Here is a 26,225-nt window from a genome sequence, read left to right as displayed (position 1 = left end):
TACCGGAAGGCAGGTAATCCTGTGACCCGGTTCATTTTGCGCCGACTCCTTCAGGTGATCCCTGTCTTCCTCGGCACTACCCTTCTGGTGTACTACATGGTGTTCGCCCTGCCGGGCGATCCCATCGCCGCGCTGTTCGGCGACCGCCAGCCCCCGCAGGCAGTGATCGACACCCTGCGCAGCCAGTACAACCTGGACCAGCCCTTCTGGGTTCAGTACGGCCTTTTCCTCAAGAACCTTTTCACCTTCAACCTGGGCAATGACTTCACCGGACAGCCCATCGCGGCGAGCCTTGCCCGTGTGTTCCCTGTGACGGCGATGCTCGCCATCGAGGCACTGGCGATCCAGGCTGTCTTCGGTGTTGCGTTCGGCGTCTTCGCGGGCCTGCGCCGCGGCGGCTGGTTCGATTCAACCGTCCTGGTGGCCTCGCTGGTGGTTATCGCCGTCCCCACCTTTGTGTTGGGCTTCGTTTTCCAGCTCGTTTTCGGCGTGCAGCTCGGCTGGGCCAAACCCACTGTGGGCGCCAATGCCAACTGGGTCACCTTGCTTCTGCCGGCAGTGGTCCTGGGCCTCGTGTCCTTCGCCTATGTCCTCCGCCTGACCCGCGCATCGGTCAGCGAAAACATGAACGCCGACTACGTGCGGACCGCAACCGCCAAAGGCCTTTCCCGGCCCCGGGTGGTCCTGGCACACATCCTGCGCAACTCGCTGATTCCAGTGGTGACGTACCTGGGCGCCAACCTTGGCGGCCTGATGGGCGGTGCCATCGTCACAGAGGGCATCTTCAACGTTCCCGGTGTGGGCAACAAGCTCTACCAGGCTGTCCTTCGCAGTGAGGGCCCCACCATCGTCTCCATCGTCAGCGTGCTGGTGCTGGTGTTCGTGGTGGCCAACCTGCTTGTCGATCTCCTGTACGCCTGGCTTGACCCGAGGATCCGCTATGACCAGTAATAACAGCCACTTCGTGGCCCCCATCGACGAGACACCGCTGCAGGCAACGGACGCCGTCAAGACGGACCAGGCCCCGCTCAGCCTGTGGGCAGACGCCTGGCGCAAGCTCCGCCGTCGTCCGCTGTTCATCATCTCGGCACTCCTGATCCTTGCCCTGATCGTGATTGCGCTGTTCCCCGGCCTCTTCACGTCAACCCCGCCCAACGAGGGCTGTGAACTCGCCAACTCCGAGGCAGGCCCCACCGCCGGACACCCGTTCGGCTTCACCTTCCAGGGCTGCGACGTTTACTCCAGGGTCATCCACGGCACGCAGGCCTCCCTTTCCGTAGGCCTGCTCTCCGTACTCTGCGTCCTGGTCATCGGCGTGACCCTCGGCGCCCTCGCCGGATACTACGGCGGCTGGATCGATGCCGTCCTGGCCCGGCTGGGCGATATCTTCTTCGCCCTGCCGCTGGTGCTCGGCGCACTGGTGATCACCCAGCTCCCGCTGTTCCGCGAGAACAAGAGCGTATGGACCGTGGTGTTCGTCATTTCGCTCCTGGCCTGGCCGCAAATGGCCCGCATCACCCGCGGCGCGGTGATCGAGGTGCGCAACGCGGACTTCGTCACCGCTGCACGGGCGCTGGGCGTTTCCAAGTTCGGCGCACTGATCCGCCATGTCCTGCCGAACGCCCTGGCTCCGATCATCGTCCTGGCAACGCTGGAACTTGGCGTGTTCATCGTGGCCGAAGCCACCCTGTCCTTCCTGGGCATTGGCCTCCCGCAGAGCATCATGTCCTGGGGCAATGACATTGCAGGTGCGCAGGCATCGATCAGGACCCGGCCGGAAATCATGCTCTACCCGGCCGCCGCGCTCTCCCTTACGGTGTTGAGCTTCATCATGCTGGGCGACGCCGTGCGTGACGCCCTTGACCCGAAGAGCCGTCAGCGATGAGAGAAAAAGAGATGACAACTCCAGAAGTCCGCATCGATGAGGCCGGCACCACCGGCGTCAGGCCGCTGCTGGAAATTCGTGACCTGGCCATCACCTTCAAGACCGGCGGCGGTGAAGTCCAGGCTGTCAGGGATGCCCACCTGACCATCATGCCCGGCGAAACGGTTGCGATCGTGGGGGAGTCCGGCTCCGGAAAGTCCACCACGGCGCTGGCAGCCATCGGACTCCTGCCCAACAACGGCAGGGTGTCCGGCGGGCAGATCCTGCTGGACGGCGAGGACATTGCCCACGCCAGCGAACAGCGCATGATCGAACTGCGCGGCAACACCATCGGCATGGTCCCGCAGGACCCCATGTCCAACCTGAACCCGGTGTGGAAGATCGGCTACCAGGTCAGGGAAACACTGAAGGCGAACGGCCGTCCCAGCGGACCGGATGACATCGCCAAGGTACTGTCCCAGGCAGGGCTGCCGGATGCCAAACGGCGGGCCAACCAGTACCCGCACGAGTTCTCGGGCGGCATGCGCCAGCGCGCGTTGATTGCCATTGGCCTCTCCTGCCAGCCGCGCCTGCTGATCGCTGACGAGCCGACGTCGGCCCTCGACGTCACCGTCCAGCGGCAGATCCTGGACCACCTGGAGACCATGACCAACGAGCTTGGCACCTCGGTCCTGCTGATCACCCATGACCTGGGCCTGGCAGCCGAGCGTGCAGACAAAGTGGTGGTCATGTACCAGGGCCGCGTCGTTGAAGCTGGACCTTCGCTGGAATTGCTCCGGGACCCGCAGCATCCCTACACCAAGCGGCTCGTTGAGTCCGCTCCGTCGCTGGCCAGCCGTCGTATCCAGGTGGCCAAGGAGCAGGGCGTGGAGACGACGGACCTCCTGGCACCCGCCGCCGAGACGGTGAAGTCCGATACCTTCCTGCAGATCCAGGACCTGCGGAAGGTGTACAAGCTGCGCCAGGGGCTTGGTAAGACAACGGACTTCGCAGCCGTCGACGGCGTGAGTTTCGACGTGCGACGTGGAACCACGACGGCGATCGTGGGGGAGTCGGGGTCCGGCAAGTCCACAGTGGCCAAGATGGTGCTCCAGCTGGAAAAGCCGACGGACGGCAGGATCCTGTTCGACGGTGTCGATACCTCCGCCCTGAAGCCGGCCGAACTGTTCAAGTTCCGCAGGCGGGTCCAGCCGATCTTCCAGGACCCGTACGGCTCCCTCGATCCGATGTACAACATCTACCGCACCATCGAGGAACCCCTTCGCGTCCATAAGATCGGGGACCAGACCAGCCGGGAGAAGAAAGTCCGGACGCTGCTGGACCAGGTGGCGCTGCCCCAGTCCGCCATGCAGCGCTATCCGAACGAGCTGTCCGGCGGGCAGCGGCAGCGTGTTGCCATTGCCCGGGCGCTGGCCCTGGACCCCGAAGTCATCATCTGTGACGAGGCGGTCTCCGCGCTGGACGTACTGGTGCAGGCGCAGGTGCTCAACCTGCTCGCCGACCTGCAGGCCAACCTTGGGCTGACGTACCTGTTCATCACGCACGACCTTGCCGTGGTGCGGCAGATCGCTGACCACGTGTGCGTGATGGAAAAGGGCCGACTGGTGGAGACCGGGTCCACGGACGATGTCTTCGAGTCCCCGAAGCAGGAATACACGAGGGCGCTGCTGAACGCCATCCCCGGCGCGAAGCTGATGCTTCCGCCTGAGGTGGCATAGCGGGAAGTTTCCCCCGAACGGCTGGAGCCGGGACCTTCGGGTCCCGGCTCCAGCTGTTTCACTGCACTACTGCTCTACCGCAGCCTTTTGGTCCAGCCCCAGTTCACGCAGCCTGCGCGCAAGGATCCCGCCGAGGGCTGCGCGGCCTTCGGTGTTCATGTGGACGGCGTCCGCAAGGTCCTTTGCCAGTCCGTACCTCGTGAGCCAGTCGCCGACGGAAACAAAGGGAAGTCCGTTGGTTGCTGCCACGGCACCCAGCAGGGCGTCCACCTCGCTCCGGCGGCCGCCGCCGTCGTTTGCGCCGCGCGCCAAGGTGCCGATCACGGCAATCCGCGTTCCGGGGTAGCGGGTCCGCAGTTCGGCAACCAGCCGCTGGGCGTTTCCGGTGATCTGTGCGTCGCTTGCGCCCTTGGCGGCGTCGTTCCCGCCGCCCTCGAGGACGATCAGGGCGGGAGTGCCGGAGGGCAGCAGCCAGTCCCCGCGCTGCAGGGCATCAATGTAGTTGCCTGTGGCTCCGTTCGCCGCCACGTATCCTGTGCCGCCGCGGCCGCAGAAGTACACGTCGTAGCCGGCAGCGGCGAGGCCAAGGCGCGGCCAGCCGTCTGTCGGTTCCGACTGTGAATCGCCGATCAGCAGGACAGTCCTGCTGATGTCCGGAACCACTGCTTCGAGCCTTCCATTGCCGGGATTCAGGATCCGGGACGTGGCCGCCAACGCGGGATTCCCTCCTGCGCCGACGGCTTGCCCGGCTGCCGCCCGTGCCAACCCGCCGTCGAAAGAGTCGCCGGAAAGTCCCCAAGCGGCAAGCCCAAGGACCGCCGAAACCGCCAGGAGGCCGGATGCAGCGGCGGTGGCAGCCCGGGCGGCACCACGCGGGGTCCTGGCCTTAGCAGGGGGCATCGTTGTCTCCGGCGCGCTCAAAGGTGGGCTGTGTCACAGCCATCATGCCACGTATGCGGAAGTGGTAGTGAACTTAGTCACACGGCGCAGTGGTCCGGCGCAATCGCGGCATCCCGGAGGCGGCAAATCCCGGCGGAATTTAGGCCAACAAATGGCTCACCGGCTAGAATAGAGGTAGGCGCCCTGTGCCAAGGGCCTTGTCCGTCGTGCGTTCCAGTTGGAAATGTCGCGATACAACAGCTGACTTCACCACTGAATCGAGCAATAACGCATGTCTGAAACCACCACCAACACCGCGGTAGCCACTGCATCGCGCAGTGACCTGCGCAACGTCGCGATCGTGGCCCACGTTGACCACGGCAAGACCACCCTGGTCGACGCCATGCTCAAGCAGACCCACTCCTTTGCCGAGCACAACCACCTCGAAGACCGCGTCATGGACTCCGGTGACCTGGAACGCGAAAAGGGCATCACCATCCTGGCCAAGAACACCACCGTGGCCTACAACGGTCCGTCCTCCAAGGGCGAGACCATCACGATCAACGTCATCGACACCCCCGGCCACGCCGACTTCGGCGGCGAGGTGGAGCGCGGCCTGTCCATGGTCGACGGCGTCGTCCTCCTCGTTGATGCTTCTGAAGGCCCGCTGCCCCAGACCCGCTTCGTGCTGCGTAAGGCCCTCGCCGCGCACCTGCCGGTGATCCTGCTGGTCAACAAGACCGACCGCCCCGACGCGCGGATCGACGAAGTCGTGCACGAGTCCATGGACCTGCTCCTGGGCCTCGCCTCCGACCTCGCCGACGAAGTTCCGGACCTCGACCTGGACAAGATCCTCAACGTCCCCGTCGTATACGCCGCAGCCAAGGTTGGCCGCGCCTCCCTTGAGCAACCCGCCAACGGCACCGCCCCGGAGAACGAAGACCTGGAGCCGCTGTTCCAGACCATCATCGAGCACATCCCGGCCCCCACTTACAACCCGGAGGGTGTCCTGCAGGCGCACGTCACCAACCTGGACGCTTCCCCGTTCCTGGGTCGCCTTGCGCTGCTTCGTATCTACAACGGCACGTTGCGCAAGGGCCAGACCGTGGCTTGGGCACGGGCCAACGGTGAACTCAAGAACGTCAAGATCACAGAACTGCTTGCCACCAAAGCCCTGGAGCGCGTCCCGGCTGAGTCCGCCGGCCCAGGCGAGATCGTCGCCGTCGCCGGCATCGAGGAAATCACCATTGGTGAGACCCTGACCGACGCCGAGAACCCGCAGCCACTGCCGCTGATCACCGTGGACGATCCCGCGATCTCCATGACCATCGGTATCAACACCTCGCCGCTGGCCGGCAAGGTCAAGGGCGCCAAGGTCACTGCCCGCCAGGTCAAGGACCGGCTGGACAAGGAACTGATCGGTAACGTGTCCATCAAGGTGCTCCCCACCGAGCGTCCGGATGCCTGGGAAGTCCAGGGCCGTGGCGAGCTGGCGCTGGCCATCCTGGTTGAGCAGATGCGCCGCGAAGGCTTCGAACTGACCGTCGGCAAGCCGCAGGTTGTGACCAGGACGGTCGACGGCAAGATCCACGAACCGATGGAGCACATGACCATCGACGTGCCCGAGGAATACCTGGGCGCCGTAACGCAGCTCATGGCTGCCCGCAAGGGCCGCATGACCAACATGGCCAACCACGGCACCGGCTGGTGCCGCATGGAATTCATCGTTCCCGCCCGTGGCCTGATCGGCTTCCGCACCCGGTTCCTCACCGACACCCGCGGCGCCGGCATCGCAGCCTCCATCTCCGAAGGCTACGAGCCGTGGGCCGGCCCCATTGAGTACCGCACCAACGGCTCCATGGTCGCCGACCGCGCCGGTGTTGTTACCCCGTTCGCCATGATCAACCTGCAGGAACGCGGCTCCTTCTTCGTGAAGCCCACCTCCGAGGTGTACGAGGGCATGATCGTGGGCGAGAACTCCCGCGCCGACGACATGGACGTCAACATCACCAAGGAAAAGAAGCTCACCAACATGCGTGCCGCTTCCTCCGACACCTTCGAGAACCTGACCCCGCCGCGTGAGCTCACCCTCGAAGAGTCGCTGGAATTCGCCCGTGAGGACGAGTGCGTGGAGGTGACCCCGGAATCGATCCGCATCCGGAAGGTCATCCTGGACACCAACGAGCGTGCCAAGGCCAACCGCGCCCGCGCCAAGGCATAACAACGCCCTGACCGAACAGAATGCCACCGGCTCCAGGCCGGTGGCATTCTGCGTTAAGTCTTATTCCTGTCGTGAGCGTCCCTGCGCAATGAACCCAGCGCTGGGTGCGCGGGGACTGTCCCTGCGCACTGAACCGCTCCGTCACGGCGCCAGCCCGTTGTCCACATGGCCGCGCAAACCCGGTGCCCTCGGGCCGTTGTACGGGCAGCATGCACTCATGCAAAGTGTTATTGATGCGCTGGCCGTCATGGGCGGAGTTGGTACCACCAACTCCTTGCGGCTGGCCGTGTCTCCCGCCGGTCCATCGAAGCCGGTGTGTCTGCTGGAACCGTGCAAAGGGTGGCGCGGGGTGTCTATGCCCTGCCGGATGCGGATCCGTTGCTCCTCCATGCCGGCCGTCATCACGCGGTTCCCGGCTGCGTCACAGCCGCTCTGGCAGCGGGGCTGTGGGTGGTCCGGCGTCCGGAAAAACCGCATCTTGCCGCCCGGCATGGTCGGTCCATCACTGGCTGTGTGGTGCATCGCAGCAGCATTCCCCTGACGCATCTGGATATGGTCTGCCAATCGCTCCGCTGCCTGCCGCCGCTCGAAGGCCTGGCCATCGCCGAATCAGCGGTCAAGACCGGACTGGTCCAGCTTCCGGAACTCCGGGAGAAGTTTCCGGCCGCGCGGGAGAAGGCATTACGTGCGCTGGTTGCCAGGATCCAGCCGCAATCCGGATCCATTATCGAAACAATGGCGCGGTACCTGCTGGAAGAAGCGGGGCTGACCGTCGAGTTGCAGGTCAAGATTCCAGGGATGGGCCATCTTGACCTCCTCGTTGACGGCCTTCTGGGGATTGAGACGGACGGTTACGCGCACCACAGCAGCCGGGAAGCCTACCGGGAGGACCGGCGGCGGTGGAACGTCACCGTTGTGAGAGGTGTTCCAACCCTCCGGGTGACGTTTGAGATGCTGCTAGGCGAGCCAAACGAGTTCGTGCGGATGGTGCAGCAGGCTCTGGCCACGTACCGCACTGCGCAGTGACGGCAAGGTTGGAGGCGCACGGGCAGTCCCTGCGCGATGAGAGCCGTCGTCAGCGAGCAGCTGGACGGCGCGGGGGAGCGGGCGGGACCTCCTTGGCGGCCACCACCTGCCCAAGGGGAATGACGACGTCGGCCTGCCGGGTCCGGATTGTGCAGGAAACGGCGTCACAGGCCACCAGGTGGCCCAGGGCATCCGTGAGGCCACCTTCGATCCGGTAACGCACCACCACGCGGATCCCGGGCGCAGCCGAGGCAAGGAAGCGGGCGGGTGAAGGTAATGGCTGACTCACCAGTTCATACTAGGGGCGCCGGCTAGGTTCGCGGGAACGGGCTGGGAGATAATAGGCTCAGATGTCAATAGTCCGGCCATGCTGCCGGATGCAAGAGCCGGCGGGGAAGCCGGAACCCAACGTGGAGAGGCCAGGGACGTGACGTACGTAATCGCGCAGCCGTGTGTGGATGTCAAGGACAAGGCATGTATTGAGGAATGCCCGGTCGACTGCATCTATGAGGGCGAGCGTTCGCTGTACATCCATCCGGACGAATGCGTGGACTGCGGCGCCTGTGAACCGGTGTGCCCGGTGGAAGCCATCTACTACGAGGATGACACCCCGGAGGAGTGGGCCGACTACTACAAGGCCAACGTTGAGTTCTTCGACGACCTCGGGTCGCCCGGTGGCGCGGCCAAGATCGGCAACACGGGCAAGGACCACCCCATGATCGCCGCCCTGCCGCCGCAGAACCAAGACCACTGACGCGGACGCACGCCGTGACCGCAGCAGTGAATTCGTTTGGCCTGGACCTGCCCGACTACCCCTGGGAGGCCATGGCCCCGTACCTGGCCAAGGCTTCGGAGCATCCCGGCGGAGCCGTGAACCTCTCGATCGGCACGCCCGTGGATCCCACGCCGCAGCTGATACAGGAGGCACTGAAAGCTGCCGCGAACGCCCCCGGATATCCCACGGTGCACGGCACCCCGGCCCTCCGGGAAGCCATCGCCGGCTGGTTCGAGCGGCGCCGCGGCGTTGCCGGGCTGGACCCCCGGAACATCATGCCCACAGTGGGGTCCAAGGAACTCGTCGCGTGGCTCCCGCTGCTGCTGGGCCTCAAGCCGGGGGACGTCGTCGTACGTCCCAAGGCGGCCTACCCCACGTACGATATCGGCGCCACCCTCGCAGGCGTCACCTCTGTGGCAACGGACAACCTGGACGAACTCGACGACGCCACCCGCGCCCGTGTCCGTCTCATCTGGGTCAATTCCCCCGGAAATCCCACGGGCAGCGTCCGGGACGTCGGATCCCTGAAAGCGCTCGTGGAGCAGGCCCGCGGGCTGGGCGCCGTGGTGGCCTCGGACGAATGCTACGCAGAACTCGGATGGGGGGACTGGGACGTCCAGCGCGGCGGCCGGCGGGTCCCCAGCATTCTGGACCCCCAGGTGGCGGGCGGCTCGCACCGTGGCCTGCTGGCCGTGTACTCGCTGAGCAAGCAGTCCAACCTGGCCGGCTACCGCGCAGCGTTCGTTGCCGGGGATCCGGACCTGATGCCCAACCTGGTCAACAGCCGCAAGCATGCAGGAATGATCGTCCCCTACCCCGTCCAGGAGGCCATGCGCGTGGCCCTGGGCGACGACTCGCACGTCGAGGCTCAGAAGGACCTGTACCGGAGCCGCCGGGAGCGGCTGGTGCCGGCCCTGCTGGACTTCGGCCTGCAGATCAAGGATTCCGACGCCGGCCTGTACCTTTGGTCGACGGCGGGGGAGGGCACGTGGGACACGGTGGCACGCCTGGCCGGCCTCGGCATTGTGGTGGGACCGGGCGTTTTCTACGGAGACGCGGGCAACGGATACGTCCGGGTTGCCCTTACCGGATCGGACGAACGGATTGACGCGGCGGTGGCACGCATAGCCGGATCGGGTTCCTGAGGCACCGTAATATTCATGTGACTCGCCCCACATCCAGTGCCTTTTGGGGCGGATTTGGACGCCACGGATTAGTGACACCCGCCAAGGAGCGGTACTTTTTAAGTGACTATCAATGGTGGCTTTCTACAAGAAGGCAGCCCGGGTGTTGGAACCTGTCCTCTCAGGCTTCGTGCGCGGCTCACCTGATGTTGGATCAAGCTTTCGACAGAGGCCCAGAAGCCTCATGAAGGGGACTCCATGACTGAGACCAACAATGCTGCGACCCTGCTCCACGCAGGTGGCGAGCTGAAGCTCCCGCGCATCCAGGTTGTTGAAGGGAACGAAGGTTACGACGTCTCCAAGCTGCTGAAGCAGACCGGTGCCGTGACCTTTGACCCCGGCTTCATGAACACCGCAGCAACCACCTCGGCAATCACCTACATCGATGGCGATGCGGGCATCCTGCGCTACCGCGGATACCCCATCGAGCAGCTGGCGCAGCACTCCAGCTTCCTTGAGGTGTCCTACCTGCTGATCTACGGCAACCTGCCCACGCCCACGGAACTGGAGGAGTTCGACCAGAAGATCCGCCGGCACACGCTGCTGCATGAGGAGCTCAAGGGCTTCTTCGGCGGTTTCCCCCGGGACGCGCACCCGATGCCGGTGCTGTCCTCGGCCGTTTCCGCGCTGTCCACCTTCTACCAGGACTCGCTGGACCCGTTCAACGCAGAACAGGTCGAAGTCTCCACCATCCGCCTGATGGCAAAGCTGCCTGTGATCGCGGCGTACGCGCACAAGAAGTCCATCGGCCAGCCCATGCTGTACCCGGACAACTCCCACAACCTCGTGGAGAACTTCCTGCGCCTCAGCTTCGGCCTGCCTGCTGAGCAGTACGAAGTGGACCCGATCGTAGCGAAGGCGCTGGACCTGCTGCTCATCCTGCACGCGGACCACGAGCAGAACTGCTCCACGTCCACCGTGCGCCTGGTGGGCTCGTCCAACGCCAACCTGTTCGCGTCGGTGTCCGCCGGCATCAACGCACTCTTCGGCCCTGCCCACGGCGGTGCCAACGAGGCCGTACTCAAGATGCTTCGCCAGATCCAGGCCGACGGCACCAAGCCCGAGGACTACATGGAGAAGGTCAAGAACAAGGAGGACGGCGTCCGCCTCATGGGCTTCGGACACCGGGTCTACAAGAACTACGATCCGCGCGCGAAGATCGTCAAGGCCACGGCCCACGAGATCCTCACCAAGCTCGGCGGCAACGACGAACTGCTGGACATCGCCCTCCGCCTGGAGGAGAAGGCGCTGAACGACGACTACTTCATCCAGCGCAAGCTCTACCCGAACGTGGACTTCTACACCGGCCTGATCTATAAGGCGATGGGTTTCCCGGAAAAGATGTTCACGGTGCTGTTCGCCATCGGCCGCCTGCCGGGCTGGATTGCCCAGTGGCGCGAAATGATCAATGACCCCAACACCAAGATCGGCCGCCCGCGCCAGCTGTACATCGGCGAGCCGGAGCGGGACTACCCGGCCCGCTGATCCCGGCTAAGGCCTGACATTACGACGGCGGCCGCCCACCTTTTCCAGGTTGGCGGCCGCTTTTGCGTTAATCACCATCGACTGCCGAGTACTTGTCGTTCCGGGCCTCCAGAACGACAAGTACGGAGCAATCGACGGGGTCAGGAGGCGTAGCCCTGGGGGTTGTTCTTCTGCCAGCGCCAGTGGTCTTCGCACATCTGGTCCACCGTCTTGGTGGTGGACCAGCTCAGGTCCGCCAGCGCAGAGGTGGCGTCGGCCCAGAACGCGGGAAGGTCCCCGGCACGGCGGCCGGTGATCTCGTAGGGGATGGGCTTGCCCACGGCCTTTTCGAAGGAGCGCAGGACCTCCAGGACGGAGGAGCCCTTGCCGGAGCCGAGGTTCCAGCGGAAGACGCCGGTACGCCCGGCGATGTGGTCAAGCGCCGCAACGTGCCCTTCGGCCAGGTCCACCACGTGGATGTAGTCGCGCAGGCAGGTCCCGTCCGGGGTGTCGTAGTCGCGGCCGAAGACCATGAGCTTCTCGCGCCGGCCCACTGCCACCTGGGCGATGAAAGGAACCAGGTTGTTGGGGATGCCTTGGGGGTCTTCGCCGATCCGGCCCGAGGGGTGTGCGCCCACCGGGTTGAAGTAGCGCAGCAGTGCTATGTGCCAGCGGGAGTCGGCCGCCCCGAGGTCGGAGAGGATGTCTTCGATCTGTTCCTTGGTGCGCCCGTAGGGGTTGTTGGCGCCGATCTCCATCTTTTCCACGTACGGGATGGGATTGTGTTCGCCGTAGACGGTTGCTGAGGAGCTGAACACGATGGACCGGACGTCGTGCCGGTCCATCACGCGGATCAGGTTCAGGGTGCCCACCAGGTTGTTGTAGTAGTACTTCAACGGCTCCTGCACCGATTCCCCCACAGCCTTGAGCCCGGCGAAGTGGATGACGGCCTCGATGCCGCTGTGGGCAAAGACCTTTTCGACGGCGGCCTCGTCCACAAGGTCGACGTGGTGGAACTCCGCGGCCTTCCCGGTGAGTTCGGCCACCCGCCGCAGCGATTCCTCGCTGGAGTTGACCAGGTTGTCGATGACGACCACGTCGTGGCCGGCTTCCTGCAGGGAAAGAACAGTGTGGGAACCGATGTAGCCGGTGCCCCCTGTAACCAAGATTTTCATGCCTCAACGCTATCCCACGGGGAGCGGTGTCCGCCCCCGCGTTCCGGATGCCGGGCGTACACCCGGGCGGCGGAATCCGCGATGGAAGCACAAGTGTGCTAGTAAGAATGGTGCCCAAAATAGTAGACGCTGATGCCCGGCGCCAAGATGTTGTCCAAGCGGTTCTCCGTATCATCGCCGTTGACGGGCTGGAGCGCGCCTCGCTGCGGGAGGTGGCGGACGAGGCCGGGCTTGCAGTTGGGTCCGTCCGGCACTACTTCGAAGGCAGCGAGGAACTCCTGGCGTTCTCGTTCGGCATGGTGGTGGACCGGGTGGTGGGCCGGCTTGAAGCCCTGCTGCCGGCAGTACAGGAGGCCGTCCCGGCCAGCCCCCAACAGCGACAGTCCGTTTTAACCCTCCTGGGCGGCATGCTTCCCCTGGACGAGGAAACGGCTGTGGAGGCCTGCGCCTGGCTGGCCTTCAAAAACGCGGCGCGGATCAGGCCCTTCCTCGCTGCCGAAGCCGACCGCAGCCACCGGGACGTCGCGGCAATCGTTGGCGGGGTGGTGGCCTCCCTGCTCCCGGAGGATGAACCGCAGGAGAACCTGGTGGTGGAGGCAGAACGGCTCCTGGCCACGCTGGACGGGCTGTGCATGCATGCCCTGCTGCAACCGGGCTGGATGACCGCGCAGATGTGCCGTGACGTGCTTGAGCGGCACCTGGACGGGCTGGCACGGTAAGCGTTCTGCCATCCGCAGTCCGTCCTGCACTACCGTGAAGTGGCTGCGGGAATAGACTGATAGCCGGGTACAGCGCACCGGCTCACGCCGTCCGGCATGGGCAGGCCAGGGAAGGACTTGGGATGCATCACGCAAGCGGTTCAGGGTGGCAGATCACCACCGACACGTCCGGGCCGATGATGATCGCGCTCTACGTCCGGGACGCGGCCGGCCTGAACGGCGTGGGGCATCCCATGCTGTCCCATACGACACCCAAAGTGCGCCCCGCCGACCACACCCACCTGACGGCAGACGTGGGCGGACTCGGCGCGCTGAAGACCGAGTGGGAAGCCTGGTGGGAGCAGCTGCTGAAGGCCCACCCGCACACCGCTCCGGAGCTCTCCCCGCCCAGCTTCGAAGCGTTCGGCAACTCTCCGGCGCTCCAGCGGGTCCTGCAGGCACACTTTGGCTCCGCGCTCACCTGGGCCAGGGAGCGCAGGAGCGAATACGCCGAGCTCGAGGCCGAACGCGTGGCCTCGGGAACGGACCAGTTGCTCGAGGACATGGTGGACGACAGGCTGATGGAAGTGGGGCGGGACTCGCGGGACTTCAAGCTCACCATCATCGAACTTCCCCTGGACGAGCAGCGGGCCTGGTACCTGGAGCCGGACAAGATCATCATGAGCCGGCATCTGATGGGGCAGCCCGATCTCTTCCGCAGCTACGTCCAGCCCGTGCTGGAGATCCTGGTCTAAGCCTTCGCGGGGCCGGCCCTCCGCAAGGCAGGACGACGGCGGCGCTCAGCTGCCGCCGTCGTCCGCCCGTACGGTGATGCGCACCTGTCCGTCCGGGACCCCTGACACCTGCCACCCGTCCCCGTTGGGACGGTTCCAGCTGCGGCCGGCCACGTCCACTTGGGTGACGGCCAGGTCCTTGGCGCTGGCGACCGCCCACTGGGCAATCGACCACGACAACGGCCCGTTGGCGTCCACCACCAGGGTGGCCCCGTCCACCTGTGAATCCACACCCCCGTATGCCTGCTCCAGCTCGGTGGCTACGGATGCGGTATCGCCGCCGGCTACTGGGGAGCGCAGCGTGCACTGGACTCCCGCCGGGGTCTGTCCGGTCAGCGCGGAGGCAAAGGCGCGTCCCATGTCCTCGTGCTGGGCGTAGGCCTTGGGGTACGCGGACTTCTGGACCTGCTGTGCTGCCTCAGTGATGTCCAGCGTCTCGTATTCCGGGATTTTCACCAGTGCGTCATAGAAGGCATTGACGGCGTAGTAGGGGTCCATGATCTGGGCCTCGGTGCCCCAGCCCTGGGAGGGCCGCTGCTGGAAGAGCCCCCGCGAGTCGGGGCCGGCCTGGTCGCCGTGGCCGATGTTGCGCAGTTTGGATTCCTGCATGGCGGTGGCCAGGGCGATGGTGGCGGCCCGGGGCGGCAGTCCGCGCCGGACAGCCGCCGCGGTGATCAGCGCCGCGTTGGCCGCCTGGTCCGGAGCCAGCTCCCCGCTCCGGTTACCGGCCGTGGCGGTGCAGCGTTCCGAAACCAGCGTCTCGGAACGCTGCACAAAGTACACGGCGGTGTAAATGCCGCCTGCCAGCAGGGCAAGGGTGAGGAGCAGCACCACCAGGCGGCGCAGGCCGCGTCTTCGTGCCACGAAGGGATCAGTTGGCGTGCAGGGCGTCGTTCAATTCCACTGTCTGGCCCTTGCGGGGAAGGGCCTCCACCGCACCGGTGGTGGAGTTGCGGCGGAACAGCAGGTTGGGCACGCCGGAGAGTTCGGCAGCCTTGACGATCCTGGTGGTGTCTTCGCCCACCTCGTCCTTGGGGCCTGGAACGCGGACGCGCGTGCCTGCCGTGACGTAAAGCCCGGCTTCCACCACGGAATCGTCACCGATGCTGATGCCCACGCCGGAGTTGGCGCCGAGCAGGACGCGCTCACCGATGGTGATCTTCTCCTTGCCGCCGCCTGACAGGGTGCCCATGATGGAGGCGCCGCCGCCCACGTCGCTGCCGTCGCCGGTGACGACGCCGGCGGAAATGCGGCCCTCAACCATGGAGGTGCCCAGGGTGCCGGCGTTGAAGTTCACGAAGCCTTCGTGCATGACGGTGGTGCCGGCGGCGAGGTGGGCACCCAGGCGGACGCGGTCGGCGTCGGCAATCCTCACACCGGTGGGCACCACGTAGTCCACCATGCGCGGGAACTTGTCGATGCCGTAGACCGTGACGGCACCCCGGCGGCGCAGGCGGGCGCGCGTCAGTTCGAAGCCCTCGACGGCGGCGGGGCCGAAGTTGGTCCACACCACGTTGGGGAGCTTGCCGAAGATGCCGTCCAGGTTGATGGTGTTGGGCTGGACCAGGCGGTGCGAGAGCAGGTGCAGGCGGAGATAGGCGTCCGCGGTGTCCGCCGGCGCTTCATCGAGGTTGATCTGGACAAAGACCACCTTCTGCTCAGTGCCGCGGTCCTCATCGGCGCCGTCCTCGGCGATCCGGGTCAGGACCTCGTCAGCGTTGTCCACCGAGCGGTGGTTCTCCGCTGCAACACCCAGGGCCGGCGCGGGGAACCAGACGTCCAGGACGGTGGCGTCAGCGGTGGCTATCGTGGCAACGCCAAAGCCAAAGGCGGAACGGTCATCAGCGTTGGAGGTCAGGGTTTCGGGCACGGCAGAGGAAGCGGTCTCAGTCATGTGCCCCAGTCTATCGACGGCGGGGCATGGGGTTCGAACTAGACTGGCTTCGTGACTGCCGAAACCGCCCCTGACCCTTCCGTGTCCACCCTCGACTTGCGCCAGGACGTTGCGCTGCTGACCGCGGCGCTGATGGACATCAACAGTGTGTCCGGCAACGAGAAGCAGCTCGCCGACGCTGTGGAAGCCGCTTTGCTGGAGATCCCGCAGCTGACGGTGGTGCGTGACGGCGACGCCATCATCGCCCGGACCGAACTCGGCCTGGCTGAGCGTGTGATCCTTGCCGGCCACCTGGACACGGTGCCCCTTCCGCTCACCGAAGGCTCCCGGGGCACTGTTCCCTCAAGCTGGGAATCCGGCGTCCCGGGGGAGGGCGTCCTGTATGGCCGCGGCGCCACGGACATGAAAGGCGGGGTGGCGGTCCAGCTGGTGCTGGCGGCAGGATTGTTCGACGGCGGTACGCAGCCCAAGCGGGACGTCACCTTTGTGTTCTACGACCACGAGGAAGTGGAAGCCGTGAAGAGCGGCCTCGGGCGCCTGGTCCGGAACCATGGCGGCCTGCTGCAGGGGGACTTCGCCATCCTGCTTGAACCGACGGACGGGACGGTGGAGGGCGGCTGCAACGGCACCAGCCGGTTCGAAGCAAGCACTGTGGGGGAAGCCGCGCACTCGGCCCGCGCCTGGATGGGCAGCAATGCCATCCACGCGGCAGCGCCGATCCTGGCCCGCCTGGCGGCCTACGAACCCCGGACCATCAATGTTGACGGACTTAACTACCGGGAAAGCCTCAACGCGGTGAAGATCAACGGCGGCACCGCCGGCAATGTCATCCCGGACCGCTGCGTGGTGGAAATCAACTACCGGTTTGCCCCGGACAAGACGCCGGACCAGGCTGAGGCCCACGTCCGGGAGCTGCTGGCGGGCTTCGACGTGGTCCGCACCGATGCCGCCGCCGGCGCACGGCCGGGACTGCAGCACCCGGCTGCCGCCTCCTTCGTTGCCGCCGTGGGAGCCGAGCCCAAGCCCAAATACGGCTGGACCGACGTCGCCCGCTTCAGTGACCTGGGCATCCCGGCCGTGAACTTCGGCCCGGGGGACGCACTGCTGGCGCACAAGGACAACGAGCACGTCCACGCCGACGCCGTCCGCAAGTGCCTTGCAGCCCTGCAGAACTGGCTCGCTGCCTGACGGGCCGCGAACAGGAAAGGTCCGGAACTCCCGCGGGGAGTTCCGGACCTTTCCTGCTTGAGCCTTGGAAGCTACGGAGCCGCCGCTTCCAGGACGTCGGGTTCGGCTTTCGCCATACCGCCCGCGGCCTTCTTGGAACCGCGGCGCTCGATCCACACGGCAAGCCGTGACACCGAGATGTTGATGGCGATGTAGATGGCCGCCGCCACGAAGAAGATCGGGAACAGGTACTGCGTACCCAGGAAGTCCGCCATGACCTGGACCGCACGCAGCAGCTCGCCGTACGCCACGATGTAGCCGAGGGAGGTGTCCTTCAGCAGCACCACCATCTGTGCCACGAGCGAAGGCATCATGCGCCGGATCGCCTGCGGCAGCTCGATCAGCATGCGCGACTTGTAGCTGGTGAGGCCGATGGCCAGGCCGGCTTCACGCTGCCCCTTGGGCAGGGACTGGATGCCGGCGCGGATGATCTCGGCAAAGACTGCGGCGTTGTAGAGCACCAGGCCGGTTACGACGGCGATGAACGCGGAGGTGCCGAATCCCAGCAGGATGAAGAGCATCATCAGGACTACGGGCATGCCGCGCAGGAATTCCAGGATGACCCGCATGGGCACCCGGATGAAGGCGGCGTCCGAAATGCGCAGCAGGCAGAGCATCAGGCCCAGGGGGAACGCGATGACAGCGGCGAGTGCCGCCGCGGAGAGCGTGGACCCCAGGCCGTTGCCGAGGAGGCGCCAGACGTCGGCGCGGGTGAAGATCTGCCAGCGGCGGGCCTCGAAGATGCCCTGCTGGGCGAGAATCAGGACCACCCAGGCTAGCAGGCCGAGAATCAGCAGGCCGCCGATGATGGACGCAATGAGGGAGACCCGGCGTGCTTTGGGGCCGGGGACGTCGTAGAGAACGGAGCTCATCGGGCAATCGCCACCTTTCGTTCCACCGTGTTGGCGAGGATACCCAGCGGAACGGTGAGGAGCAGATAGAAGAACGCGGTACCCAGCAGGACGGTGATGACGGCGTCGCCGTTGGCGTTGGCCAGCTGCCGGCCGTAGCCGAACAGCTCCAGGACGAAGAAGGCGCCGGCCACCGAAGAGTTCTTGACGAGCGCGATCAGGATGTTGATCAGCGGCGGGATCACCGTCCGCAGTGCCTGGGGGAGGATGATGAGCGAGAGCACCTGGCCGAACTTCATGCCGATGCTGCGTGCTGCCTCCGCCTGGCCGACGGGCACGCTGTTGACACCTGAGCGGACAGCTTCGGCGATGAACGCGGCGGTGTAGGTGCTGAGGGCGATGATGGCGGCGATCTCGAACTGCTCGAACTTGACCCCGATGCGGGGGAGCACGACTGCTGCGAAGAAGAAGGCGATGGTCAGCGGGGTGTTGCGGAGGACTTCCACGTAGACGGTGCTGAAACCGCGGAGCGCCGCGACCGGGGAGACGCGTGCCGCGGCAAGCAAGGTGCCAAGGATCAACGCGAAGATACCGGAGACGACGGACAGGAAAAGAGTGCGGAGAAAACCCTCCCAGTACAGGGGCAGGTTTTCAAAGATGACGTCCATAAGATCCTTCGGCTGTAAGCGTGGACGGATTGAAGGCTGTACTGCCGGGGCCGTTGGGTGGCCCCGGCAGCTGGCGGACGCTACTTAGTAACGGTTGATGGCCGGGAGCTTGGGCGCGGTCTTGATGACCGAACCGGCGGTTGCTTCCCAGGCCTTCTTGTAGGAGCCGTCCTTCTCGAAGGATTCCAGCTGGTCGTTGATCCAGTTGCGGAACTCGGTGTCGCCCTTCTTCAGGCCGATGCCGTAGGGCTCCTTGGTGAAGGTATCCTCCGACGCGAGCTTGAAGGCATCCGGTTCCTTGTCGACGAAGCCGGCGAGGATCACGTTGTCGGTGGTCACGGCTTCAACCTGCTTGTTGCGCAGCGGCTCCAGGCAGGCGGAGTAGGTGGCGGCCGGAACCAGTTCGGCGCCGTACTTGTCCACGATGGTGGCGGCGGGGGTGGAGCCTGTCACGGAGCAGACCTTCTTGCCCTTGACGTCCTCGGGCTTCTTGATGGAGTCGTTGTCCTTGTTCACCATGAGGGCCTGGCCGGCTTCGTAGTACGGGCCGGCGAAGTCGACAACCTGCTTGCGCTTGTCGCTGATGGTGTACGTGGCGATGACCAGGTCCACCTTGCCCTGCTCGATGAAGGGCTCGCGGTTGGCCGAAACGGTCTCGGACCATTCGATCTTGTCTGCGGAGATGCCCAGCTTGGCGGCGATCAGCTTGCCCATTTCAACGTCGAAACCGACGGGCTTGCCGTCCAGGCCAACCTGGCCAAACAGCGGCTGGTCGAATTTGGTGCCGATCTTGATGGTGCCGGCAGAGGACAGCTTCGCCATGGTGGTTCCGGCAGCAAACGACGGCTTCTCGACGGGGCTGGGGTTGCTGGAGCCACCGGAGTCCCCTCCGCCGCAGGCGCTCAGGGACAAGGCGAGGGCAGCGGTAGCCGCCACGACGAAGGATTTCCGCCTGGACATAAATGCCTTCATGACATTCCTTTCATTGGTGGCCGTGGGTTTTGCGGCCTGGATGCGAACTGACGTGTGGTTGGTTCGGTAATTCAGTGGGTGAGCAGCTTGGACAGGAAGTCCTTGGCGCGGTCGCTCTTCGGGTTGGTGAAGAACTCCTCCGGGGTGGCGTCCTCCACGATCTGGCCGTCCGCCATGAAGACCACGCGGTCCGCGGCCTTGCGGGCGAAGCCCATTTCGTGCGTGACCACGATCATGGTCATGCCTTCCTTGGCCAGCTGGACCATGACATCCAGGACCTCGTTGATCATTTCGGGGTCCAGTGCGGATGTGGGCTCGTCGAACAGCATGACCTTCGGCTTCATTGCCAAGGCACGGGCAATCGCAACGCGCTGCTGCTGGCCGCCGGAGAGCTGGGCCGGCAGCTTGGGGGCCTGGTGGCCCACGCCCACGCGTTCGAGGAGGGCCATGGCGTCCTTTTCGGCGGCTGCCTTGGAGGCGCCCTTGACCTTGATGGGTCCCAGGGTCACGTTCTCCAGGATCGTTTTGTGGGCGAAGAGGTTGAAGGACTGGAAAACCATTCCGACGTCGGCGCGGAGCTGGGCGAGTTCCTTGCCTTCCTCGGGGAGGACTTTCCCGTCGATGCTGATGGTTCCGCCCTCAATGGTTTCCAGGCGGTTGATCGCCCGGCAGAGGGTGGACTTACCGGAGCCCGAGGGTCCGATGACCACAACAACCTCGCCCTTGCGGACCTGCAGGTTGATGTCCTTCAAAACGTGCAGCTGGCCGTAATGCTTATTAACGGCGTTCAGGGAGACGAGGGCATCGCCGGGCACATGAGTAGTCATAGGAACGAATCTAGCGAACAACACTGCGTTATGACGCCAATCACCCCAAGTTCCTGCTGATCGTGATTCAAGAGATACCTGGACTGGGAGGTTAGCCTAGGGGAATGAGCATCAACGCAGATCCGGCCAAGAATTCCCAGCCGCGCCGTAAGGGGCCCCTTGAGCTGCGCCGCAAACAGGCGGCCGTGGAAATGTCGGACCAGCACCTGCTTGATACCAAGGGGCCGGGCCAGTTCGTCCACACCGACCCGTGGCGGGTCCTGCGGATCCAGAGCGAATTCGTCGAAGGCTTCGGCGCCCTCGCGGACATCGGGAAAGCGGTCAGCGTCTTCGGTTCGGCACGGACCAAGCCCGGCAGCCAGTATTACGAGATGGGCGTGGAGGTGGGCCGCAAGCTGGCCGAAGCCGGAGTGGCAGTGATCACCGGCGGCGGTCCGGGCTCCATGGAGGCGGCCAACCGGGGCACGGTGGAAGGCAACGGTGTGTCCGTTGGCCTGGGGATTGAACTGCCGTTCGAGCAGGGCCTGAACCAGTGGGTGGACCTGGGGATCAATTTCCGGTACTTTTTCGCCCGCAAGACCATGTTCGTCAAATACGCGCAGGGCTTCATTGTGCTGCCCGGCGGACTGGGCACGCTGGATGAGCTCTTCGAAGCCATGGTCCTGGTGCAGACGCGCAAGGTGACGTCTTTTCCCATCGTGCTCCTCGGCGTCGAATTCTGGGGGCCGATGATCGACTGGATCAGGGGCACGCTGGTGGCAGAGGGCATGGTCTCGGAGAAGGACCTGGATCTCATCCAGCTCGTGGACGATCCCGCCGAGGCCGTTGACCGGGTCCTGCAGGCCGGAGTGACACCATCCCTTAACGGGGAGCAGCGGCCGGAGTAGCCGCCGGCCAAAGTCCGGGCCGCCGGTCTGGCACGATGGAACCGTGAGCTTCTTCCTCGTTTTCCTGGCCGTCGTGCTGGTGGCGGCCGTCCTTTGGGCCGGCCTGGGCCGGCGCTCCCGCAAGAGGGGCGGTGCCGCGCTGCCCGCCCTGCTGGACGGGGGATTCGAAGAACCGCCCGCCAACCTTCCACCCGTGCTGCTGCCGGAGCACGCCGCTCCCGGAGACATTGAGCAGGTGCGCTTTTCGCTGGGCCTTCGCGGCTACCGGATGGACCAGGTGGACCAGGTCCTGGACGAGCTGCGCGACCAGCTGGCCGCAAGGGATGCGGAACTGGCTGGGCTTCGCAGCCGGCTGGCTGCCATGGAGCAGACCGGAGGGCAGGACGGGGAGCGGGATTTCGACGGCGGACCCGCGGCAGGCGCCGCATCACCGGAGCAGCAGGGCCCGGAAACAGGCACAGAAACTGGCACAGAAACCGCTGCGGGAGACGGTGGAAACCGGGCGGTCGATGAGGTTGCCGCCCAGGGGAAGGGCGGCCTGTGAGCACGGTGGCCCGCCGCAACCCGCTGGCCTCCGCCGGCAATCTGGCGCACCGGATGGCTTCCGCCGTCCGGAACTGGCCGTGGTGGCTCCAGGTCACTGCCCTCTACGTGGGCGCTCGCCTGGTCTCCGCCTGCATCTTCATGGCCGCTGCGCTCCACCAGGGTGCCAACCCCTGGTTCCCGCCCAAGCCGGATTACTGGAATTTCATTAACATCTGGGATGCCCGCTGGTATGCCCAGGTCATCGCCAACGGCTACCCGTCCATCATTCCCACCGACGCCGCCGGCAACGTCCAGGAAAACACCTGGGCTTTCTACCCGCTCTTTCCCGCACTGGCCGGCGGACTCAGCCGGCTGACCGGGCTCAATCCTGCCGCCTCGCTCACCCTGATCGCCATGCTGGCAGGCTGGGCTGCCGCCCTGGTGGTGTACGCACTCTTCCGGCAGAAGGCCCCGCACGCGCCGGCCATGTGGGGGGTAGCGTTCTTTTCGACGTTCCCCGTCTCCGCCGTGCTTCAGGTCCCCTACGCCGAGCCGCTGTCCCTCCTGCTGCTCGCCGCAGCCCTGCTGCTGGTAGTCCGCCGGCAATACCTGTGGGCCATGCCCGTGGTGTTCCTGCTGTCCCTGTCGCGGCCTGTCGGCGTTCCCTTCGCCGCCATGGCGGGGCTGCTGCTGCTGTCCCGCGGCATCGAGCACATCAGGAAGGGGCGGGAGCGCGGCGGGGACGAAGCAGCCCATTCCCTGGGGGACCTGGCGGCACTGGCCGGCCTCACCGCCGTCGCGGGCATCTCTGCGCTCGCCTGGCCCGCCGCGGCGTGGGCAGCGACGGGCGACCCGGAGGCGTATACCAAAACCGAAACCGTGTGGCGGGGCCGGGATCTGGTCCCCTTCAAGCCATGGTTCGACGCCGGCGTCGAACTCTTCGGGCCCGTCCTGGGCCTCCTTGCCCCCGTGGTTTTCGTGGGATTGTTCGCCGCGATGCTGTTCCTTCCGCCCGTGGTGCGGCTCGGCACGGAGCTCCGGCTCTGGTGCGCCTGCTACATGGGATACCTGCTGATGTTCCTCCATCCGCAAACCAGCACGTTCCGGATGCTGCTGCCGCTGTTTCCGCTGGCCTTGGGGGCGGCATTCGTGTCCCGCTCCAGGGCTTACCGGGGAACCGTGGTGGCCATGTTCCTGCTGCTCCAGATCGTGTGGATCGTCTGGCTTTGGGCCTGGGCGCAGTTGCCCGGCGGCGGGGATTACCCGCCCTGACAGATCCTGCTTCTGCGCAGGTCAGCACGGGAATAGCGGCTGCCGGAAAATGTCCATCGATTAGCTACGCACGTGTAATTACGCGATAATGATAGGTAAGCAAGGACAAAAGCATTCAGAAAGTGCGCAGCCTTGGCGGTGGAAACACCACCCTGCCATAGCGGCCTGATCGACATGCGGACACAGCCCGCCCGGGCTGATTAGTCCTGGGACAAAATGGAGGGGAATTCCTCATGGCGGCTATGAAACCACGCACCGGCGACGGCCCAATGGAAGTCACCAAGGAGGGCCGCAGCCTGATCATGCGCGTCCCGCTCGAAGGCGGCGGGCGCCTGGTGGTCGAACTCAACGCGGCCGAAGCAGCCAACCTCAAGGAATGCCTGGTAGGCGTTACCGAATAGTCGTGCTGGACAGGGTGCGCAGCCCGCGGGCTGCGCACCCTGTCCCTTTTGGCGTTTCTACTTCTTGACTGCCACCAGCAGGCCGTCCCCGGTGGGCAGCATCGCCGAAGCCAGCCGGTCGTCGTCGCGGATTGCCCTGCCCACCTGGCGCAGGACCACCGTGGTTGCCTCCCGGCCCGCAGGGTTGGCTACCTTGTCCTTGTCCAGTGCGTCGTTGATGACCAGCAGGCCCGCGGGCTTCAGCAGCCGGATGGCCTGCTCCACGTAGCCGGGCAGGCCCGGCTTGTCCGCATCGATGAAGACAAGGTCGTAGGCGCCATCCGTCAGCCGGGGCAGGACGTCGCCTGCGCGGCCGGAAATGGTGCGGGTCCGGTTGGCGGGGCTGCCGGCCTCGGCAAACGCTTCGCGGGCGGCCCTCAGGTGTTCGACGTCCACATCGATGGTGGTCAGGACGGCGTGCGGGCCCAGCCCCCGCAGCAGGCAGACGCCGGAGACCCCGGCGCCGGTGCCGATCTCGACGGCGGTCTGGGCCTTGGAGGCAGCAGCCAGAACCGTGAGGACGGCGCCCACACCGGGGCTGATGGCGCTTACTCCCAATTCAAAAGAACGTTCCCGGGCCCGAAGCATAACCTCGTCCTCAGCGGGCAGATCTTCTGCATAGGACCAGCTGCTGGACTTGTCGGCGCTCATGAATTATCGCTTTCTGGGCGTAAAGGGGAATGTCTCCTCAAGCCTACTGGGTCCCGCCGGGCTGGCCGGGAAAAGACGGCGTTGCGCCCAAGGCTGAAGTTTGCCGGCGGTCAGGAAATTCCCAGCCAAGTTTGACATGATTAACATCCGCTCATCCAAAAGGTGACCGGCGCCGAATCAGAGATGTCAACAGTATCCGGGCGTTAGCATTCCACGAGGGGAGTGGACGATGTCATCTTCAGTTGTGGCACCTGTCCCTGCAGTAAACAATCCCGACGATGAGTGGGTCCGTCCCACCTGGGAAGAAGTGGTCACCAACCACTCCGCAAAGGTCTACCGGCTGGCGTACCGGCTGACGGGCAACAAGTACGACGCCGAGGACCTCACCCAGGAGGTCTTCGTCCGCGTCTTCCGGTCGCTGGAGAACTTCAAGCCCGGAACGCTGGATGGCTGGCTCCACCGCATCACCACCAACCTGTTCCTTGACCAGGCCCGGCGGAAAACGCGCATCCGCTTCGACGCCCTTGCCGAGGATGCCGAGTCCCGGCTGCCCGGCCGCGAGCCGGGGCCCGAGCAGAGCTTCGAGCTGAACAACCTGGATTTGGACGTACAGGCCGCCCTGGAGGAACTTCCGCCGGACTTCCGTGCCGCCGTTGTTTTGTGCGACCTCGAGGGACTGTCTTATGACGAAGTGGCCGAGGCCCTGGGCGTCAAGCTCGGTACCGTCCGCTCGCGCATCCACCGCGGCCGGACCATGCTCCGCGAAAAGCTGGCCCACCGCGACCCCCGTCCGCAGCAGTCCCGCCGCAAGCTCGCGCTGCCGCGCATCGCCGGCATCCTCTGAACGGCATATGAGGTCCCAGTTTCCTTTCGGCGGCAGGCATCAGCGCACCGGCAGCCACCTGGAGGATTGCCAGGAGTGTGCTGCAGCCGTGCGCCGGGAACGGCAGTACCTTGAGCGGCTGCGCGATGCTCCCATCCCGCCCGCCAGCCAGGACCTGACGGCACGGCTGCTGGCACGCACCCACGAACTGGCTGCCCAGCCCCCCGCACCCACACAGCAGGGCGGTACGTCCCGCATGGCCGCCCGTGCGCTGGGGCTCGCCGCGGGCGGAACCATGGCAGCGGCCGGTGTATTGGCCGTGGGTGCCTTCACGGCAGCCGGAGATCCAGCGGCCGGACCGGGGGGAACCGAAGCGGCCTTTTCGCACGTCTCCTCCCAGACCCCGGCGGACGGCCGGACCCTGACCGCCCCGCAGCTGGCCACGTTGCGGTCCGAGGGATGGGCCTGCCCGGAGCTGCAGGCCATGGGATTCCACCTTGAGGCCGCCAGGGCACTGGTGGTTGACGGGCAACCTGCGGTGGAGCTGCGGCTTACCGACGGTACGCATCACGCCACCATCACGGAACAACACCCGGTTGATCACCCACCTGCAGGCCAGCAGGGTGCCCCGCTGCAGGTTTCGGGTACCTCTCCCTGGTCTGCCACCTACCGGGCCGCAGGCCTCACCATCTCCTACCGCTCCGACCTGCCCCCGGAGCAGGCCGATGATGCGCTGCCCATCCTCGAGCAACTTGCCGATACCGCGACTGAAGGGGTTGACGCGGCCGTTCCGGAAACACCGGGAAGCCCCGCACCGGAGCCCCTGGAGGCACGGCTGGAGCGCGGAATCAGCAAGATCGCGGCCATGTTCACCCAGTGACGCGGACTGTTTCCCCGTCCGCGGGACGGGAATCGTCACTCGCAGCCCGGAGAGGGTAATCTTCCTAAAGTGTTTGGAATCAACGGCCCGGAGTTTATCCTTCTGCTGATCATTGGCGTCCTCGTGATCGGCCCCCAGCGGCTGCCTGAATACACCCAGAAGCTGGCAAACCTGGTCAAGGAACTCCGCCGCATGGCGTCCGGTGCGCGCGAACAGATCAAGGAAGAAGTGGGCATCGACATCGACGATGTCGACTGGAAGAAATACGATCCGCGCCAGTACGATCCCCGCCGCATCATCAAGGAAGCACTGCTCGACGACGACACCAAGCCCGTCAGTTCGGGAGCCCCTGCCGCCGTGGCCGCAGTTTCCGGTGCCGCAGCCGCCGCAGATGCAGCCCCCCAGCGGCCTGAGAGGGTTGTTCAGCGCCTGGCCGCGGGTGAACCCGCACCCTTCGACACTGAAGCCACCTAGGTCCAGCGCCGGCAG

Annotated in this window: 28 protein-coding genes; 18 read left to right on the top strand and 10 right to left on the bottom strand. The window is 65.5% G+C overall.

What is annotated here, in order from left to right; translation table 11 throughout:
- Window positions 1-21: 21 nt before the first annotated feature.
- From FBY33_RS18645 to FBY33_RS18635, 3 genes are read left to right on the top strand one after another with little or no spacing between them, the layout of a single operon-like run.
- Window positions 22-951: an ABC transporter permease gene (locus FBY33_RS18645; RefSeq protein WP_142031833.1), complete on the top strand. Its 930-nt coding sequence runs from the start codon at window positions 22-24 to the stop codon at window positions 949-951.
- A complete protein-coding gene (locus FBY33_RS18640) occupies window positions 941-1,885 on the top strand; it encodes an ABC transporter permease (protein ID WP_018768613.1) in 945 nt (314 codons plus the stop codon). The genes FBY33_RS18645 and FBY33_RS18640 overlap by 11 nt, the downstream gene beginning before the upstream one ends.
- Window positions 1,886-1,896: 11 nt before the next feature.
- The gene (locus FBY33_RS18635; protein WP_142031831.1) at window positions 1,897-3,603 is read left to right on the top strand and encodes a dipeptide ABC transporter ATP-binding protein; all 1,707 of its coding nucleotides are present in this window, start codon (window positions 1,897-1,899) and stop codon (window positions 3,601-3,603) included.
- A 66-nt stretch (window positions 3,604-3,669) separates the two neighbouring features.
- Here the strand turns inward: FBY33_RS18635 and FBY33_RS18630 are convergent, their stop codons facing one another.
- Complete coding sequence (locus FBY33_RS18630; RefSeq protein ID WP_142031829.1) at window positions 3,670-4,503, bottom strand: SGNH/GDSL hydrolase family protein; 834 nt, start codon at window positions 4,501-4,503, stop codon at window positions 3,670-3,672.
- Window positions 4,504-4,774: 271 nt separating this feature from the next.
- Between FBY33_RS18630 and typA the strand changes: the two genes are divergently transcribed.
- Both typA and FBY33_RS18620 read left to right on the top strand, forming a co-directional pair.
- Window positions 4,775-6,703, top strand: a complete 1,929-nt coding sequence (gene typA / locus FBY33_RS18625) for a translational GTPase TypA (protein ID WP_142031827.1) — start codon at window positions 4,775-4,777, stop codon at window positions 6,701-6,703.
- 513 nt (window positions 6,704-7,216) lie between these two features.
- Complete coding sequence (locus FBY33_RS18620) at window positions 7,217-7,729, top strand: hypothetical protein (RefSeq protein WP_142031825.1); 513 nt, start codon at window positions 7,217-7,219, stop codon at window positions 7,727-7,729.
- Between the two features lie 49 nt (window positions 7,730-7,778).
- On the opposite strand, the gene FBY33_RS18615 is transcribed toward FBY33_RS18620, so the two are convergent.
- Window positions 7,779-8,018 (bottom strand): putative acetyltransferase, encoded by a 240-nt coding sequence (locus FBY33_RS18615; RefSeq protein WP_142031823.1) that lies wholly within the window; start codon window positions 8,016-8,018, stop codon window positions 7,779-7,781.
- A 138-nt stretch (window positions 8,019-8,156) separates the two neighbouring features.
- Here FBY33_RS18615 and fdxA point away from each other — a divergent pair, with 138 nt between their 5' ends.
- The 3 genes from fdxA (at window position 8,157) to FBY33_RS18600 (ending at window position 11,173) form a co-directional block, all read left to right on the top strand.
- Window positions 8,157-8,483 (top strand): ferredoxin, encoded by a 327-nt coding sequence (gene fdxA / locus FBY33_RS18610; protein ID WP_013601705.1) that lies wholly within the window; start codon window positions 8,157-8,159, stop codon window positions 8,481-8,483.
- Between the two features lie 14 nt (window positions 8,484-8,497).
- The gene (gene dapC, locus FBY33_RS18605; protein WP_142031822.1) at window positions 8,498-9,649 is read left to right on the top strand and encodes a succinyldiaminopimelate transaminase; all 1,152 of its coding nucleotides are present in this window, start codon (window positions 8,498-8,500) and stop codon (window positions 9,647-9,649) included.
- 237 nt (window positions 9,650-9,886) lie between these two features.
- Window positions 9,887-11,173, top strand: a complete 1,287-nt coding sequence (locus tag FBY33_RS18600; RefSeq protein WP_142031820.1) for a citrate synthase — start codon at window positions 9,887-9,889, stop codon at window positions 11,171-11,173.
- Between the two features lie 140 nt (window positions 11,174-11,313).
- Here FBY33_RS18600 and galE read toward each other — a convergent pair whose 3' ends face one another.
- On the bottom strand, window positions 11,314-12,327 hold the full coding sequence (gene galE, locus FBY33_RS18595; RefSeq protein ID WP_142031818.1) for a UDP-glucose 4-epimerase GalE: 1,014 nt from the start codon (window positions 12,325-12,327) through the stop codon (window positions 11,314-11,316).
- Between the two features lie 110 nt (window positions 12,328-12,437).
- Between galE and FBY33_RS18590 the strand changes: the two genes are divergently transcribed.
- Window positions 12,438-13,046 carry a TetR/AcrR family transcriptional regulator gene (locus FBY33_RS18590; RefSeq protein WP_142031816.1) on the top strand — a complete coding sequence of 203 codons (609 nt, stop codon included), beginning with the start codon at window positions 12,438-12,440 and terminating at the stop codon, window positions 13,044-13,046.
- Between the two features lie 122 nt (window positions 13,047-13,168).
- Window positions 13,169-13,780: a hypothetical protein gene (locus FBY33_RS18585; RefSeq protein ID WP_056334607.1), complete on the top strand. Its 612-nt coding sequence runs from the start codon at window positions 13,169-13,171 to the stop codon at window positions 13,778-13,780.
- Window positions 13,781-13,825: 45 nt separating this feature from the next.
- On the opposite strand, the gene FBY33_RS18580 is transcribed toward FBY33_RS18585, so the two are convergent.
- Complete coding sequence (locus tag FBY33_RS18580; RefSeq protein WP_142031814.1) at window positions 13,826-14,683, bottom strand: hypothetical protein; 858 nt, start codon at window positions 14,681-14,683, stop codon at window positions 13,826-13,828.
- 7 nt (window positions 14,684-14,690) lie between these two features.
- Complete coding sequence (gene dapD / locus FBY33_RS18575; RefSeq protein ID WP_142031812.1) at window positions 14,691-15,713, bottom strand: 2,3,4,5-tetrahydropyridine-2,6-dicarboxylate N-succinyltransferase; 1,023 nt, start codon at window positions 15,711-15,713, stop codon at window positions 14,691-14,693.
- 51 nt (window positions 15,714-15,764) lie between these two features.
- Here dapD and dapE point away from each other — a divergent pair, with 51 nt between their 5' ends.
- Window positions 15,765-16,901, top strand: a complete 1,137-nt coding sequence (gene dapE / locus FBY33_RS18570; protein ID WP_142031810.1) for a succinyl-diaminopimelate desuccinylase — start codon at window positions 15,765-15,767, stop codon at window positions 16,899-16,901.
- A gap of 71 nt (window positions 16,902-16,972) precedes the next feature.
- Here the strand turns inward: dapE and FBY33_RS18565 are convergent, their stop codons facing one another.
- The 4 genes from FBY33_RS18565 to FBY33_RS18550 all read right to left on the bottom strand — a co-directional run bounded on the left by FBY33_RS18565 (window position 16,973) and on the right by FBY33_RS18550 (window position 20,258).
- Window positions 16,973-17,812 (bottom strand): amino acid ABC transporter permease, encoded by an 840-nt coding sequence (locus FBY33_RS18565; RefSeq protein ID WP_142031809.1) that lies wholly within the window; start codon window positions 17,810-17,812, stop codon window positions 16,973-16,975.
- On the bottom strand, window positions 17,809-18,459 hold the full coding sequence (locus FBY33_RS18560; RefSeq protein WP_018768597.1) for an amino acid ABC transporter permease: 651 nt from the start codon (window positions 18,457-18,459) through the stop codon (window positions 17,809-17,811). Before FBY33_RS18560 ends, FBY33_RS18565 begins: the two co-directional genes overlap by 4 nt.
- Before the next feature lie 84 nt (window positions 18,460-18,543).
- The gene (locus tag FBY33_RS18555; RefSeq protein WP_142031806.1) at window positions 18,544-19,431 is read right to left on the bottom strand and encodes a glutamate ABC transporter substrate-binding protein; all 888 of its coding nucleotides are present in this window, start codon (window positions 19,429-19,431) and stop codon (window positions 18,544-18,546) included.
- A gap of 71 nt (window positions 19,432-19,502) precedes the next feature.
- Window positions 19,503-20,258: an amino acid ABC transporter ATP-binding protein gene (locus tag FBY33_RS18550; RefSeq protein WP_056334619.1), complete on the bottom strand. Its 756-nt coding sequence runs from the start codon at window positions 20,256-20,258 to the stop codon at window positions 19,503-19,505.
- A 104-nt stretch (window positions 20,259-20,362) separates the two neighbouring features.
- On the opposite strand from FBY33_RS18550, the gene FBY33_RS18545 reads away from it, so the two are divergent.
- From FBY33_RS18545 to FBY33_RS18530, 4 genes are all read left to right on the top strand, one after another.
- Window positions 20,363-21,145: a TIGR00730 family Rossman fold protein gene (locus FBY33_RS18545; protein WP_056334622.1), complete on the top strand. Its 783-nt coding sequence runs from the start codon at window positions 20,363-20,365 to the stop codon at window positions 21,143-21,145.
- A 43-nt stretch (window positions 21,146-21,188) separates the two neighbouring features.
- Window positions 21,189-21,689, top strand: a complete 501-nt coding sequence (locus tag FBY33_RS18540; protein WP_142031804.1) for a DivIVA domain-containing protein — start codon at window positions 21,189-21,191, stop codon at window positions 21,687-21,689.
- Window positions 21,686-22,942 (top strand): hypothetical protein, encoded by a 1,257-nt coding sequence (locus FBY33_RS18535; RefSeq protein ID WP_142031802.1) that lies wholly within the window; start codon window positions 21,686-21,688, stop codon window positions 22,940-22,942. The genes FBY33_RS18540 and FBY33_RS18535 overlap by 4 nt, the downstream gene beginning before the upstream one ends.
- Before the next feature lie 233 nt (window positions 22,943-23,175).
- The gene (locus FBY33_RS18530; RefSeq protein ID WP_009357720.1) at window positions 23,176-23,343 is read left to right on the top strand and encodes a DUF3117 domain-containing protein; all 168 of its coding nucleotides are present in this window, start codon (window positions 23,176-23,178) and stop codon (window positions 23,341-23,343) included.
- A gap of 57 nt (window positions 23,344-23,400) precedes the next feature.
- Here FBY33_RS18530 and FBY33_RS18525 read toward each other — a convergent pair whose 3' ends face one another.
- Window positions 23,401-24,033, bottom strand: a complete 633-nt coding sequence (locus tag FBY33_RS18525) for an O-methyltransferase (RefSeq protein WP_018768591.1) — start codon at window positions 24,031-24,033, stop codon at window positions 23,401-23,403.
- A gap of 229 nt (window positions 24,034-24,262) precedes the next feature.
- Between FBY33_RS18525 and sigE the strand changes: the two genes are divergently transcribed.
- From sigE to FBY33_RS18510, 3 genes are all read left to right on the top strand, one after another.
- Window positions 24,263-24,877 (top strand): RNA polymerase sigma factor SigE, encoded by a 615-nt coding sequence (gene sigE, locus FBY33_RS18520; RefSeq protein WP_056334632.1) that lies wholly within the window; start codon window positions 24,263-24,265, stop codon window positions 24,875-24,877.
- Window positions 24,878-24,884: 7 nt separating this feature from the next.
- The gene (locus FBY33_RS18515; protein ID WP_142031800.1) at window positions 24,885-25,736 is read left to right on the top strand and encodes an anti-sigma factor; all 852 of its coding nucleotides are present in this window, start codon (window positions 24,885-24,887) and stop codon (window positions 25,734-25,736) included.
- Window positions 25,737-25,805: 69 nt separating this feature from the next.
- The gene (locus FBY33_RS18510) at window positions 25,806-26,210 is read left to right on the top strand and encodes a Sec-independent protein translocase TatB (protein ID WP_142031799.1); all 405 of its coding nucleotides are present in this window, start codon (window positions 25,806-25,808) and stop codon (window positions 26,208-26,210) included.
- Window positions 26,211-26,225: the final 15 nt, after the last annotated feature.

Origin of the sequence: Arthrobacter sp. SLBN-112 (genome assembly GCF_006715225.1) — a bacterium.
In the GTDB taxonomy this organism is placed as follows: Bacteria; Actinomycetota; Actinomycetes; order Actinomycetales; family Micrococcaceae; genus Arthrobacter.
Note: the sequence above shows the minus strand (reverse complement) of the source record. Positions and strands in the feature narration are given on the sequence as shown.